The sequence below is a fragment of the Paenibacillus sp. FSL R10-2734 genome (genome assembly GCF_037963865.1).
In the GTDB taxonomy this organism is placed as follows: Bacteria; Bacillota; Bacilli; order Paenibacillales; family Paenibacillaceae; genus Paenibacillus_AQ.
The window spans coordinates 3,284,253-3,298,331 of the sequence record NZ_CP150170.1 but is presented as its reverse complement, the minus strand read 5'-3'; the positions used below and the strand labels follow the sequence as shown (position 1 = coordinate 3,298,331).

At 45.1% G+C, this 14,079-nt stretch carries 19 protein-coding genes; 2 read left to right on the top strand and 17 right to left on the bottom strand.

Features of this window, described 5'->3' with window-relative positions; translation table 11 throughout:
• Positions 1-147: 147 nt before the first annotated feature.
• The 8 genes from NSS67_RS14450 to NSS67_RS14415 all read right to left on the bottom strand — a co-directional run bounded on the left by NSS67_RS14450 (position 148) and on the right by NSS67_RS14415 (position 6,631).
• Complete coding sequence (locus NSS67_RS14450) at positions 148-534, bottom strand: YraN family protein (protein WP_339320181.1); 387 nt, start codon at positions 532-534, stop codon at positions 148-150.
• Positions 531-839 carry an EscU/YscU/HrcU family type III secretion system export apparatus switch protein gene (locus NSS67_RS14445; RefSeq protein WP_339320180.1) on the bottom strand — a complete coding sequence of 103 codons (309 nt, stop codon included), beginning with the start codon at positions 837-839 and terminating at the stop codon, positions 531-533. Before NSS67_RS14445 ends, NSS67_RS14450 begins: the two co-directional genes overlap by 4 nt.
• A complete protein-coding gene (locus tag NSS67_RS14440; RefSeq protein ID WP_339320179.1) occupies positions 836-3,004 on the bottom strand; it encodes a DNA ligase in 2,169 nt (722 codons plus the stop codon). Before NSS67_RS14440 ends, NSS67_RS14445 begins: the two co-directional genes overlap by 4 nt.
• Positions 3,005-3,076: 72 nt before the next feature.
• Complete coding sequence (locus tag NSS67_RS14435; protein ID WP_339320599.1) at positions 3,077-3,688, bottom strand: ribonuclease HII; 612 nt, start codon at positions 3,686-3,688, stop codon at positions 3,077-3,079.
• Between the two features lie 280 nt (positions 3,689-3,968).
• A complete protein-coding gene (ylqF, locus tag NSS67_RS14430; protein WP_339320178.1) occupies positions 3,969-4,829 on the bottom strand; it encodes a ribosome biogenesis GTPase YlqF in 861 nt (286 codons plus the stop codon).
• 29 nt (positions 4,830-4,858) lie between these two features.
• Positions 4,859-5,467, bottom strand: a complete 609-nt coding sequence (gene lepB / locus NSS67_RS14425; RefSeq protein ID WP_339320177.1) for a signal peptidase I — start codon at positions 5,465-5,467, stop codon at positions 4,859-4,861.
• A gap of 381 nt (positions 5,468-5,848) precedes the next feature.
• Positions 5,849-6,193 (bottom strand): 50S ribosomal protein L19, encoded by a 345-nt coding sequence (gene rplS / locus NSS67_RS14420; protein WP_039874330.1) that lies wholly within the window; start codon positions 6,191-6,193, stop codon positions 5,849-5,851.
• Positions 6,194-6,340: 147 nt separating this feature from the next.
• Positions 6,341-6,631 (bottom strand): hypothetical protein, encoded by a 291-nt coding sequence (locus tag NSS67_RS14415; protein ID WP_339320176.1) that lies wholly within the window; start codon positions 6,629-6,631, stop codon positions 6,341-6,343.
• Between the two features lie 414 nt (positions 6,632-7,045).
• Between NSS67_RS14415 and NSS67_RS14410 the strand changes: the two genes are divergently transcribed.
• Complete coding sequence (locus tag NSS67_RS14410; protein WP_339320175.1) at positions 7,046-7,996, top strand: hypothetical protein; 951 nt, start codon at positions 7,046-7,048, stop codon at positions 7,994-7,996.
• A 56-nt stretch (positions 7,997-8,052) separates the two neighbouring features.
• Here the strand turns inward: NSS67_RS14410 and NSS67_RS14405 are convergent, their stop codons facing one another.
• Positions 8,053-8,280, bottom strand: coding sequence for a hypothetical protein (locus NSS67_RS14405; protein WP_339320174.1), 228 nt, complete (start codon positions 8,278-8,280; stop codon positions 8,053-8,055).
• A gap of 204 nt (positions 8,281-8,484) precedes the next feature.
• Here NSS67_RS14405 and NSS67_RS14400 point away from each other — a divergent pair, with 204 nt between their 5' ends.
• Entirely contained in the window at positions 8,485-8,661 is a 177-nt protein-coding gene (locus NSS67_RS14400; RefSeq protein WP_156113147.1) for a hypothetical protein, read from the top strand.
• Positions 8,662-9,182: 521 nt separating this feature from the next.
• On the opposite strand, the gene NSS67_RS14395 is transcribed toward NSS67_RS14400, so the two are convergent.
• The 8 genes from NSS67_RS14395 to NSS67_RS14360 form a co-directional block, all read right to left on the bottom strand.
• Positions 9,183-9,317: a hypothetical protein gene (locus tag NSS67_RS14395; RefSeq protein ID WP_339320173.1), complete on the bottom strand. Its 135-nt coding sequence runs from the start codon at positions 9,315-9,317 to the stop codon at positions 9,183-9,185.
• A gap of 220 nt (positions 9,318-9,537) precedes the next feature.
• On the bottom strand, positions 9,538-10,320 hold the full coding sequence (gene trmD / locus NSS67_RS14390) for a tRNA (guanosine(37)-N1)-methyltransferase TrmD (protein WP_339320598.1): 783 nt from the start codon (positions 10,318-10,320) through the stop codon (positions 9,538-9,540).
• Positions 10,320-10,844, bottom strand: coding sequence for a ribosome maturation factor RimM (gene rimM, locus NSS67_RS14385; protein WP_339320172.1), 525 nt, complete (start codon positions 10,842-10,844; stop codon positions 10,320-10,322). Before rimM ends, trmD begins: the two co-directional genes overlap by 1 nt.
• Positions 10,845-10,940: 96 nt before the next feature.
• Positions 10,941-11,171: a KH domain-containing protein gene (locus tag NSS67_RS14380; protein WP_036688600.1), complete on the bottom strand. Its 231-nt coding sequence runs from the start codon at positions 11,169-11,171 to the stop codon at positions 10,941-10,943.
• Positions 11,172-11,193: 22 nt separating this feature from the next.
• Complete coding sequence (gene rpsP, locus NSS67_RS14375; RefSeq protein ID WP_036688604.1) at positions 11,194-11,466, bottom strand: 30S ribosomal protein S16; 273 nt, start codon at positions 11,464-11,466, stop codon at positions 11,194-11,196.
• A 47-nt stretch (positions 11,467-11,513) separates the two neighbouring features.
• A complete protein-coding gene (gene ffh, locus NSS67_RS14370; RefSeq protein ID WP_339320171.1) occupies positions 11,514-12,899 on the bottom strand; it encodes a signal recognition particle protein in 1,386 nt (461 codons plus the stop codon).
• A 20-nt stretch (positions 12,900-12,919) separates the two neighbouring features.
• A complete protein-coding gene (gene ylxM, locus NSS67_RS14365) occupies positions 12,920-13,276 on the bottom strand; it encodes a YlxM family DNA-binding protein (protein ID WP_036688609.1) in 357 nt (118 codons plus the stop codon).
• Between the two features lie 149 nt (positions 13,277-13,425).
• Positions 13,426-14,073: a hemolysin III family protein gene (locus tag NSS67_RS14360; RefSeq protein WP_339320170.1), complete on the bottom strand. Its 648-nt coding sequence runs from the start codon at positions 14,071-14,073 to the stop codon at positions 13,426-13,428.
• Positions 14,074-14,079: the final 6 nt, after the last annotated feature.

Sequence of the window (14,079 nt, the reverse complement as noted above, 5' to 3'; positions counted from 1 at the left end):
AGCCCTCCTCATGATGACATTAAAAAGTTACTCTAATGTTTACCCATTTCTTTTGAGAAATGACCCACTGTGCGGAGGCTATGTAAAGACTTTTTTCACAAGAATGCCAGTGCCCATAATGAATGGCGTGAGAATATGGGGTGCTGCTTAAAAAGCCTCACGTATATGCCCCAGAGAAGCTATGCTTAAATCATCATTCAATAAAATGCTGATAACGTCAAAAGAAACTCTTTCATCATCATAACCTTTCATATGCATATAAACCTGTGCTGTATTTCGCACTTGATGTATTTTTCGAGCATTTACCGATTCCTCCGGAGTCCCCTGATACAGTTCACCACTACGACTGCGAACTTCAACAAAAATAATACAGCCATCGATTTCCGCAATGATATCAAGTTCTCCGGTTCGACAACGCCAATTTCGTTCTAAGATCTTGTACCCACAAGTAGATAAATACTGCACAGCTCCTTCTTCAGCAGCAGTCCCCTTCTGTTTGCGGTTGTATCGCTCCCTTATGTATGGCTCTTTCATTCCGGTCTCCATTCGCCGGCAGAACGGTCGCTCTGATACACAAAGCTTAAAATTTCAGCCACCAGTTGATAGAGTTCAGAAGGAATCTGTTGATCAAGATCGAGCTTTGATAGAACCTCTACAAGAGCTGCGTCCTCCTGGACAGCAACCCCGCTCTCTTTGGCCTTTTGCAGAATCAGATCAGCAATCGCCCCTTGTCCTTTGGCGACAACGACAGGAGCCTCGTTTTGTCCTGGGCTATATTTGAGAGCGACCGCTTTTTTGAGCCCTTGTGAGATTGGTTGTACAGGCTCATTCTCATTCATATACGGTAATCCACTCCTTTGTAGGCTTCAGGAACATAATCAACAAGCTTACTAGTATGGGCACTCACAAGCTCTGTGGATAGCTTCAGTTCTGGTAAGGGTTCAGTTCTTAAGCCCGACAGCTGATAACCAATAGATTCTACTGCCGTTTTAATGTCATCACGCCGCTGTTCCAGCAGCTCAAGCACCCAAGGATGATCATTATGTAGCTTAAGACTAACGATTCGATCGACAACCTGCACATCTACCAGTGTCTGCCCGATCTGCTTCATATCCAAATCAAACCAGAGCCTGCAGTTGGCAGCATCCAATTCACCCTTGCGTCCCCGACGCGACTGAATATGAACTGACGCTGTCTCCTGCCCATCTGGACCTTGCAGCGGCAAGAACAACGTCACTTGCGCGAAAGGAGCCGTTCGATCTGTATTAAGCAGCAGCTGTTGTCCTGTCAGCTGCTGCACTAATCCGCTCGCGGCTTCTTTTACCGCGGGCGGCACGTCGCTGCTGCTCATCATCTGCAGCAGCACGCCCTTCAGGGTGTCGGTGGCTTGTTCGCCGCCGATGACACCTGCACTGCCAAGCGCGGCCGTTCCCGCCGCCGCGCGGGCCGTCTCAGCGGCGGCTACTGCGCCGCCGCGCACCGCCTGCTGCTCGTGCTCCGCACCGAGCAGCTTCAGCACCCGCCCCACCCACGACTCCGCGTCCGCGGGTGGGGCGGTGTCCGGCTGCATCGGCGAAGCCGTCGCAGCCGGGGTCTCCCCGCGCGGCACAGCTGCCGCGGGGGCAGGGCTTGCTCCCGCCGCGTCAGCGGGCGGGAGGGTAGCGAGCTGCGGCAGGGAACCGCGCAGCTCGGTGAGCACGCCCTGCAGCTTCGCGAGCAGGGCGGCTCCACTAGGTGCAGCGGCCTGAGGCGCTGCACCCGCAGTTCCATCGGCGCTCACACTCGCGCCACCTGTTATTGTCCCGCTCTTATCCATATTGATAGCTCGACTCTTATCTGCATTAATAGCACTATCCAGTGCTCCATCCTTATTCAAATTCAAGGTATTACCTTGAATCTCAACTTCACTAGAACCGATAAGATTACTCGCTGCACCACTAGCTTGAGCGCTTACTGTACTATTTAGAATGGTAGGAGATGTTTTACCAGTCGTAGCCTCCGAAACAATTCCACCCTTCGGGATCTGCGCACCTTCACCTGCCTCATCAAGGACCAATAGCTTGCCAGCTGCAGTACCCGTTTCATTATCGGAAGCTATGTTAAGCGTTCCCTTAACTGACGCACTCTGTTCATCTGTATTCAGAGTAGTCGCAAGGCCAGAAGCACTTTCAGTCGATCCTCCCGAAAGAGAAGTACTTCCATTTGCGACAGTACTACCAGCGGCTTTATTGGCGGCTTGTCCATTTCCTTTAGCTGCCAGCAGCACAGCATCTGCCTCAGCATCGCCACCCACTACAGCTCCCAAGCTATTCCCACTTCCTGAGCCTGCAGTTACAGTAGATTCTAGCTTTGCAGAACTGGTACTCAATCCAGCTTTAGGTTCCGCTGTTGTTTCTTCGCTAGCAATTTGCCCTGCCCATATCGCAACCTGATCTTCTAGAGCTGATAGTAGCTGATGCAGCTGCGGGCCAAATACAGCCTGCTGCAATCCTCTTACGCTCTCAGCTGTAACAGGGAGTCCCCGCTTTACAGATATGACAGCCGCATCAAGCCACTCTGATGTAGGCACACCAGCTGGCTTAGCACTCATTACCGCATCCAGCAAAGCCGCTGTCTCTTTGGTCAGCGGGACGCCTCCTGATTGCATCGCTAGTACGATTTCTCGACCTGCTTTGGAATCGGTCAGCCCTAACGTTTCCAAGGCCTCACCCATGCTTTTGGGGGTGACTAACACTGTTTCACCGAGGGAGACCGGCTTCAATACGGGTAATCCGCCTTCTCCGGGTGGTCCAACCTGTAAGTTCATAGTTTCACCTGGCAGTAGCGGTGTTTCTAATTCTGCGCGAACAGGCGTACCTTGAATTTGCACAACCGCTTCTTTTCCAGAATCCGATACAGAGAGAACAACACCACGAACAACTTGCCCTTCTTTCAACTCTAAAGACTTGGCCGCGCCCGGTTTATGATCTCCAAGCAATCCACGGATCAATGTTCCGATATTCATACCGTTTCTCCTCCCTCCATTTTCTCTCTTCTTACTATATCGGTATTCATTTCACTTTTTTAAGCGATGCTTTTAGAATAACGTTTGCTGCTCCGCGAGAATCCTCCCAATAAAACTCCGTCGATGCATAGGTGTTGGACCTAGAGCCGTAATTTGTTCCCGGTGAAGCTTGGTCGCATAACCTTTATGTATCGCAATCCCATAATCAGGGTATAATTCCTCCCATAAACCTTCACATAATCTGTCTCGTGTAACTTTAGCAATGATCGAAGCTGCCGCGATGGACTGACTATTAGCATCCCCTTTAATAATTGCCCTTTGTGGCAATGGGAGGTCTACCTTTTCAGCATCGATCAGCATATAGTCAGGAATGTGTTCCAGACTCTCTACCGCTTTTTTCATAGCCAGGCGTGAAGCTTGCTTGATGTTAATTTCGTCTATGACATTAGAGTCCACTAACCCCACACCCACCGCCAGCGCTTGCTCCATTATAATCTCGTATAAAGCATCTCTCTTTTTAGCTGTGAGCTTTTTCGAATCATTTACACCATCAATAATAAGCCCCTCCGGCAAAATCACCGCTGCTGCGACGACATCCCCAAACAAGCAGCCTCTACCCACTTCATCTACGCCTGCTATTCTGCAATAAGACTGTTCCCAGCCTTCTTTTTCATAAGCCAACATATCTATCGAACTCACTAATTTGTCACCGCCAATTATGAATTATTCTATGATCTATATAAGTCAGCTTATCATAGTAAAGCTTACATGGTCACCTTATAATAGACGTTCCAATTTGATCCATTCCCCATTAAATATCCCCACAAATGAAGCTTAGCTTCGAGGCGTACTCAGGTACTTTATGGGGGCCCAAAATCTTCCTTTCTGACACATAAAAAAGAGCCTCCGAAATTTCGGATGGCTCTTCAAATACCTAGTCCATTAAACGCAGAATTCACGCCACTTAAGGCGTTTCCAGCGTAAAGCGTCCAAGCTTACCTGCCCGTAGCTCATGCAGCAAGGCCCGCGAAGCTTTTTCCAGATCTACACGTCCACCGCTAATCAGACAACCGCGCTTACGACCCACGGCTTCCATTACAGCTATGATCTCATCTGGATTCTCCAAATCTTCAGGAAGCTTTTCAATACCAAAGCGTTCTTGAAATTTGGATCCGTAATCCTTCACTAAATACTTCACTGCGTAAAAGGCGATGTCCTCAATATTCAGGATTTCTTCCTTTATTGCACCCGTTACAGCTAGTTTATAACCTACTTCTTGGTCCTCAAACTTCGGCCACAGAATACCTGGGGTATCCAGAAGCTCCAAGTTACCGCCTGTCTTAATCCACTGTTGACCCTTAGTAACCCCTGGGCGGTCACCAGTAGCAGCGATACTCTTACCAGCCATCCGGTTAATAAGCGTTGATTTGCCGACGTTAGGAATACCTACGATCAATGCACGCATAGCTCGCGGATTCATTCCCCTTGCGATCTGCCGGTCAATCTTTTCTTTTAGCAGCAGTTTAACCTGCTCTGGAATATCCTTGATACCCGTTCCAGTAGATGCATCAACAGGATAAGCAACATGCCCTTGTTCCTTGAAATACGCCAGCCACTTCCGTGTAATTTCCGGATCTGCCAGATCCGCCTTGTTCAAAATAATCAGTCTTGGCTTGTCCCGCAAAATATCGTCAATCATCGGATTGCGGCTGGAAAGCGGCAGACGGGAATCGAGCAATTCTATTACAACATCAATCAGCTTCAGCTTATCCTCGATTTGCCGCCTAGCCTTCGTCATATGACCAGGAAACCAATGAATGGCCATTGCCGTCACCTCCTTTGACTTCTGTCAACTTAATGGTTAATCAGTGTAATATCCTTCAATGGCCAGAAGATTAAATCTGCACGGCCTACAATATCATCCAGAGGTACATAACCGATCATTCGGCTATCGGTACTATCCGAGCGATTATCCCCCATAACGAACACATGTCCTTCAGGTACAGTACCATCCGGAAATTCTTCATTAGGGAAGTCTTTATTATTATACAGAGCGTTGATACTATGCTTTGCATCAATTGCATCTTGAATGTATGTCTCATTAACAACTTCCCCGTTAACTGTAACTACATCCCCTTCTACTTTCACAGTATCTCCAGCCACACCAATTACACGTTTAATAAAATCTCTACCCTCAGATGGCACGTGGAATACAATAACCTCGCCCCTCTGTGGAGATCTAATATCGTACAAGATCTCATTTACAATAACACGTTCTCCAGTATGGAAGTTAGGCTGCATGGAAGGTCCATCTACAATAAACGGCTTGAACAAAAGCCAGCGAATCAGAAATACCAACACTAAAGCAATCGCAATGGCCTTTACCCATTCCAACACTTCGTTTTTGGGCTTACGTGGGTTCTGCGCGCTTGATTCCAAAGTTTCACTTTGTTCCTGCTGCATAGTTCACCGTCCTCTCTTATTACTACTCTTACTATACAACACAAAATATCCCCACAAAGTGAGGCTTTGCGTTGATGCGTACTCAGGTACTTTGCGGGGGCCCCAAATAAATACTTTCTTATAAGTCAAAAAAACTCCTGCCAAAAACCCCTCCACAGATACTCCTTCAGGAGGCCTTTTCGGAGAAGCTGATCCCCAAGCGAATATGTCGCACGCATTCTATACCAAGCTACAACGCCCTCAGCGTCCTTTAAGGACGGTAAGCGTTTATGCGAGAAATATAAGAATAATTTATAACGTGAAACTTATGCTTTCTTATATTTCCAAAAAATAATAAAACGAAAGGGGCTTGAATTCAAGCCCCTTTCCTTTGTCACTATTCTAGCGACGAATTTCTTTAATTCTCGCTGCTTTACCACGTAGTTCACGAAGGTAATAAAGTTTAGCACGACGCACTTTACCACGACGAGCCACTTCGAGCTTCTCGATTTTAGGCGAGTTGATTGGGAATGTTCTTTCCACACCAACACCGTAAGAAATTTTACGAACCGTAAAAGTCTCACTGATTCCACCGCCACGACGTTTGATTACAACGCCTTCGAACAACTGGATACGCTCACGAGTTCCCTCGATAACTTTTACATGCACCTTCAAAGTGTCACCCGGGCGAAAACTCGGGATATCTTTACGAAGTTGCTCTTGCGTAATAGCTTGTAGGATATTCATTAAGGACTTCCTCCTTCCGTACAGGTGTTCTTGCCTCTTCCGGAGAGATCTTTGCTCTCCCTCATTATCCGCAGCGGACCACCGTATTCCACACAACAGAAATAATAATACCATAAAGGACGGGCTAATACAACTTATTTTTTCTATTTAAAGCGGTAGCATATCTCTTTTTTTTGCCTTTGACTGGCAATCCTTACACAAGCCAACTACAGTTCCATTGTCTTGTGCATAGAAGATTAGCTTTCCATTCTTCTTCTTACAAGCAGAGCAAGGCTGCTCCCCTGAGCTCTGTTTGGCTTTACGATGACTGTCCATAGAGATTACGTTACTACTAGTGGTACGAAAATGATTGCTTGTGGTGTTTATTTTCCGTTTCCAGATTAAAAAATATACAACTGCCAAAACTACTAAGGCAAACAAAATGGCTACATATTTCATCTAGCTCCCTCCACCCTTCAGAATTTATTAAAGAAAGAAAGTAAAAAGACCGCCCTGTTCTGCAAGTGAGGTAACGGTCTATATCTGTATACAATGTAGCCTTAGCACACCTCTACACTTCTATCCGACTAAAGCGATTTCCAGTAGTTGCTGAAGGTTCTATATGAGAGCTTCTGCGCCCTTTTTAGTATGTACCCATACCCTTATTTCATCACCGAGTGATTATGAATTTATTTTAGCACAATTGAAAATCGAAGTGTAGTGAACACTTTTGAGACCTAGTCTTTGGTCCAGTACAAAACCCGCCTTCAGCCGTTTTTACATAAAAATCCCATAAGATATACTTATAGAAGTACATAACGAAGACACATAGGTAAGATCACATACACCCATATATGAGGAGGAGTTCGTTCAATGAGGAAAAGAAATAATAATAGTGTATTGGCAGCAGTAGCCGTACTGTCCATCGTACTTTTGGCAGGTTGCACTGAATTACCAGGAAGGCAATCCGCGAAAAATGAGGTTGACAAGAGTATTACAGAAGAAGCACAGCAGAATATTGGTGAAGCTGTCAAGCAAGAGCTTAGCAAGGCAGCTGCCACTGTGCAGCAAGCCGTTGAGGAAACAGCTACTAAGGTGGTTGACGAAGTTAAAGCAGATAGCATTACCAAAGAGCTTTCTGTATCCCAAGCGATCGGATCAGCATCCGTGCTCAGCATGGACAATGCAGTCGGTGAAGTAGAAGTTACAGCTGTTACTGGAGATCAGATCAATGTAATTGCAACAATCTCAGCCCACAACAGCTCACTCCATAAATCTGACCGTCAAAAGATTATGGATGATGCTGAAGTTTCAATAAAGGTTAGCGGAGATACATTGAAGGTGTACACAAATTCCAAATCAAGCCCAAAGAAAGATTTATGGACATGGGCGCAAGACAAATATGGTTATTCAGATTTTAGCATAAGCTATAATATAGAGCTCCCCACCAGCATTGATGAATATATAATTACAAATAACGTTGGTCAAATTCGTCTTCGCAATCTAGAGGGAAAATATCATATCGTCAGCAACGTTGGAGCGATCAATATTGAAGGGGCTAAAATCACTGGCAAATCCACTGTAGAATCCGATACTGGAAGCATACGTATGGATATAGCAGAAATGAAGAATGACAGCAGTTTAAAAGCCAAAACGAATGTGGGAAGCCTCAGTGCGGTTCTAGCCGATGGCATGAAATGTAGCGTGGAAGCCGAAAGTGATCTCGGCCAGATCAAAGGAGTTGAAGGTGGAAAGACCGATATCAATGGAGGGGGACCATTATTGTCCCTAAGTTCAGATATAGGTGCAATTACAGTGCAGTAATCGGCAACAAACAGACCGTCCGGATAACCGGACGGTCTGTTTGTGATTCCTAGTGACTAGATTAATGCGATAGCCAGCAGAGTGAACAAACTCAAAGTTAAAATCTGATTTCCGGCAAAAGAATTTCCCCAAAAAGCAGAAGTATGCACAGAACCATTGTCAGTTCTTAAGTAAACATTGTTTCTGTCTACATCTGTAATAACGCCTTCGTACTGTCTGCCATCTCTAGTCATAATACGCACCCTTCTATTCTTACAACGCAAACAGTTATAATAAGCTTCCACTAGTGTACTCCTCCTTGTTCGTAATGATATACTCTATGTGTAGGAGTACAGGTCGGTAACGGCGAACTTACATAGGTCAGATATTGAGTCAATATTTACTTTTTTTGATCTCTGTATCTTTCGTACTCCACAAAGGTGATATACAGTAAGACCAATATTCACCTGTAGTTCGTCTTATCCCATCCATTCGAGGAGGCCAATCACATGAATGTTGAAAGAAAACAGTTTATTAAAGAAGGTGTACTGCGTATCACCATTTTCGTTATTTTAGCTTCGCTTACTTACACCGTTCGCAACTATGCATGGGCTGTTACTGTTCTCGTATGTGTTGCGCTGTACTCACTCCTTACAGGAGTACACAAAATCTTACGCAAAGAATAACATGTGCCTCCACGAAATATTATAGTCAAAAAAATAACCACTTTTCGCTGAGATACTAGATCTCATAGGAAAGTGGTTATTTACAGTTTAATCGGAGTAACAGGATGTTATCTCCACCTATTCATTCCTACCTTTCGCTCGACTAGAGAAAGCCTGCTGCAGTACAGTTTTTTGCATTGATATCCTCTCCATTAAGTCCTAAAACTGCAAAAGTACAGGTATATCCTCACTTATGGCTCGAAGGCTTCTCCTGGTGCAAGAATAAGTGCAGATTTGCAGGAATTAATGCTTTAGCCATCCTCTTATCATTAATAAATGTACCTTTGCAGGTTTATTCGCCGGTTATCGTTACTGTTTAGTCAACCATCAGCAGCTTGAGCTACACCGTGCTACATACACCTCGATCAATACTTACATTTACGAAAAAAATAAAACCATTAGCGACAGCGAACCAAAAATTCACTGTGTCTAATGGTTTTATTCAGCCTAACAATCAATTCCTAACGTTGAGTCTTATATGTTCACTCTTTAAATGGCGAATGGGAATTGCGATTTGTATAAAAATCGATAATATCATTCACGGTGCGGAGCGGCTCCGCTTCCTTGTGGACGGTGTCCACGTTAGGCTTGAATTCTTCACGCGTCTTCGTAGTCACTTCAGTTCATTCCCTTCAATAGTTAAGCTTGCTACATCATAAGCTGCATATATTAGTGCGGCACCTCTATTCATTACCCTAAAAAGAAGCTTTCAACGCACATATGCTCGTTTTAATTCAAAAACTATTGATTTATTTGTTTTCAATAGGCATAACAAAAACGCCTCCTTAACGTAAGATACGTTAAAAAGACGTCAGATATGTCTGTTTCATTAAATTATCACTCCGGTTTGTCCGCATTTCTCAGACGTTCCAGTGTCTTCTTGTCTTTCAACGTAAGTTCTGCAGTCTCAAGCAGATCTGGTCTGCGTTCCAATGTGCGCAGCAGAGCCTGCTCTCTCCGCCATATGTCGATGTTTGCATGATGACCGCTCAGTAACATATCTGGTACCTTCCAGCCGCGAAACTCAGCAGGACGTGTGTAGTGTGGATATTCCAGCAGCCCAGTGCTGAAAGAGTCAGATATCGCAGAAGTTTCATTTCCAAGCGCTCCTGGCTGAAGCCGGACTATGGAATCAATAACCGTCAACGCAGGCAACTCTCCACCCGTTAACACGTAATCCCCGATTGAAAGTTCATCGGTTACCAGATGCTCACGAATCCGCTCATCATATCCCTCATAATGTCCACATATGAAGATTAGATGTTCCTCTTGTGCCAGCTCCTCAGCAATCTTCTGATTGTAGGTTTTTCCTTGTGGGCACATAAGGATTATACGTGGTTTCACAGTAACCTCTTCATCTGATCGTTCGTTAGATTCCTCAGTGGGTGTAATACCGAGCACATGCTCGACTGCATTAAAAATCGGATCAGGCTTGAGCACCATGCCCCCGCCACCGCCATACGGTGTATCATCCACACTGTTGTGCTTATTTCCCGAGAAATCACGGAAGTTCACAGCATTTAAAGATACGATTCCCTTTTCACGAGCCTTACCAAGAATACTTGTGCTGAATACGCCTTCGCACATTTCTGGAAACAGCGTAAGCACATCAATTCTCATCATGGCAATAGCCCTTCCATCAAATGAACAGTAATTCGTTTAGCTTCTATGTCCACATTCAGGACTACATCGTTGATAACAGGAATAAGGATGTCTTGTCCTTTTTCAGGTTTAACTACCCACACGTCATTCGCACCTGGCTGTAAGATTTCTGTTATTGTACCGAGTGGTTTGTTTTCATCTTCGTCCGTGTATACCTCACAACCAACGATTTGGTGGAAGTAGTATTCGTTCTCAGGCAGATCAACAAGATCATTACTTGGAACCTTCAGGAGGCTGCCTTTATACTTTTCCACTTCATTGATGTTCGTATACCCTTTGAGCTTAACGATGAACATACCCTTGTGCTCACGAGCGGATTCTACAGTTACTTCGAATTTAGCACTGCCATCTGCAGGGATCACCATCAGCTTCTTACCTGCAGCAAAACGAACATCAGGGAAATCGGTATGGGATAGTACTTTAATTTCCCCGCGAATACCATGTGTATTCACAAGTCTGCCTACGGTTAACTCTTCTGTCATATAACCCTCTCCTTTACAAGCTTCATCTATAATCTATATATTTGAACAAAAAGGAGCCGGGATATACTATCCCTAGCCCCTCATTGTACGCATCATTTAAGATAAAATATCTACAGTTACGCGTTTATCGCTCTTGACTGCTGCAGATGTGACTACTGTACGGAGCGCCTTAGCGATCCTACCTTGCTTGCCAATGACCTTTCCTACATCATCAGGATGTACGGACAGTTCATAAACAATTAGGTGTTCCTTCTCCACCGCTCGTACCGTCACATCTTCTGGATGATCCACTAAAGCCTTAGCAATTACTCCAACTAATTCTTCCATAGAGGACCCTCGCAATCAGTCATTATTTCTGTTGCTTAAGCTCATGAAACTTCTTCATTACGCCTGCTTTGGAAAGCAAGTTGCGTACTGTATCAGATGCTTGCGCACCTGTTTGAAGCCATTTAAGAGCTTTTTCCTCATCGATCTTAACTACTGCCGGTTGTTCAATCGGATTATAATAACCGATTTCCTCGATAAAACGACCGTCACGAGGGGACCGGGAATCGGAAACCACTACACGATAGAAAGGCGCTTTATGCGCTCCCATTCTTTTCAGACGAATACGTACTGCCACGAAAAATCACCTCCTTATAATAGTTTCGAGATATTAAAACAGCAAGATCATTTAAAAGGGAACTTCATCCCTTTTCCACCTAGGCCTTTAAGCTGCTTCATCGCATTTTTCTTAGAGGCTTTACCGCCTCCGCCCATCATACCGGAGAATTGCTTCATCATCTTACGCATCTCATCAAATTGCTTGATGAGGCGGTTGACCTCAGCGACCGAGGTTCCGCTACCGGCAGCAATACGCTTGCGGCGGTTATGGTTGATAATCTCTGGCTGACGCTTCTCCGTCTTAGTCATAGAATGAACTATGGCTTCAACGCGACCCATCTGCTTATCGTCAACTTTCAAGTCCTTAATGCCCTTGGCTTTATTCATACCAGGCAGCATATCAAGTATTTGATCGATCGGGCCAAGCTTCTTCACCTGGTCCATCTGCTCAAGGAAATCATCAAACGTAAATTCCGCATTACGCATCTTACGTTCCATTTCCTTAGCTTTGTCAGTATCAATGTTCGCTTGGGCTTTCTCAATCAGCGACAGCATGTCGCCCATACCCAGAATCCGCGAAGCCATACGTTCCGGATGGAACGGCTCTAGTGCGTCGATCTTCTCACCTAAAGCGGCAAATTTGATCGGGCAACCAGTAACGGCTTTGACAGACAGCGCAGCACCACCACGGCTATCGCCGTCGAGCTTCGTCAATACAACCCCTGTAAGCTCAAGCTGCTTATTAAAGCTCTCAGCTACGTTCACGGCATCTTGACCGGTCATTGCATCTACTACTAACAGAACTTCATCAGGATTTACAACGTTGTGAATCTGCTTAAGTTCTTCCATCAATTCTTCATCGATATGCAGGCGGCCTGCAGTATCAATAATTACATAATCAAGTCCGTTATCCTTCGCATGTTGTACAGCTTGTCTGGCAATCTCTACCGGACTGGTCTGATCACCTAGCGAGAATACTGGAACCTTTATCTGTTCTCCAAGCACCTGAAGCTGTTTGATCGCAGCAGGGCGATAAATATCTCCCGCAACGAGCAAGGGACGATGATTACCCTTCTGTAACAGCTTGGCCAGCTTACCCGAAGTGGTTGTCTTACCAGCACCTTGTAGACCCGTCATCATAATGACGGTTGGTGGCTTGTTCGACTTGGCCAGCTTCGCTTGGCTTCCGCCCATCAGCTCGGTTAGTTCCTTGTTAACGATGTCGATAATGACCATACCAGGTGTAAAGCTGTCCATCACTTCTGTACCAATAGACTTTTCTTTCACCTTAGCTACGAATTCTTTAACTACCTTGAAGTTAACATCGGCTTCCAAAAGGGCCAGCCGTACTTCGCGCATAGCTTCGTTTACGTCATCTTCGGATACTTTACCTTTACCGCGTAGCTTGCTGAACACATTCTGCAATCTTCCGGTTAAACCTTCAAACGCCATATGCAGTTTCTCCCTTCATGCTACTCTAACCTCTGCAAGCGATCCACGATCTCCGCGAACCGAAGTTTATATTGCTCAGGCAGCATCCCATTCTCCGGCAGTCTGCGCAGTTCTTCTAAATATTTGGTACGACTCTCATGCTTCACTAATAAACCAAGTTTTTCTTCATAATTCTCTAATACTTGCTCCGCCCGTTTAATATGTTCATAAACGGCTTGGCGGCTGATTTCAAATTCAGCGGCGATTTCTCCCAGGGAAAAATCATCGTGAAAATAATATTTAAGAAACGTTTGCTGCTTATCTGTAAGCAGTCGTTCATAGAAGGCAAAAAGCAAATTGATACGATTCGTTTTCTCGAGCCTATTCTCCTGACTCATTAAGGGCACTCCCTTCGTCAAGGAAAAACACTTTACACCTTCACAACGTCCCTTATGATACCTAAAAGAAAGAGAGATGTCAAGCATTTTTGCTTGTCATCTCTTTCTTTATTAAAAATCCCTTATTCCTGCAGAAAATCCGCTTGGAATTATTGGATCGGCAGTACATAAATCAACACGGCGAAGAAATGTGTAACACTACCTGCGAGGACAAATACATGCCAGATCGCATGATGATACGGAAATCCTCTCCATACATAGAAAACCGTACCCAATGTATAGAGCACCCCACCAGCCATCAGCAGGATCATCCCACCGTCTGCTACAGCAGCTGAAAGAGGATTCCAGGCGATTACAATCAGCCACCCCATTGCGATGTAGAATATGGTAGACATGAACAGAAACTTTTTAACAAAAAATGCCTTGAAGAAAACGCCAAACACTGCGATCCCCCAAATAACACCGAATAGGCTCCATCCAAGCGTACCCCGAATGGCGACTAACAAAAAGGGTGTATACGTGCCTGCAATAAAAAGATAAATAGCGGAATGATCGAAAAATTCGAACAAATCCTTCGCCTTACCCTCTTTGAGACTATGCACGAGTGTTGAATTAAGATACAGAAGCAGCATTGTCGTTCCATAGATGGAAAAGCTGACCACATGCCACGTCGTTCCTTTCAGACTTGCAAAAACAACGAGCAGGACAAGTGCAGCCACGCTTAATACCGTTCCGATCCCGTGCGTAATCGCATTCGCGACTTCTTCTCTCCGGCTGTAGGTGTGAGTATTTGCCATATCCAT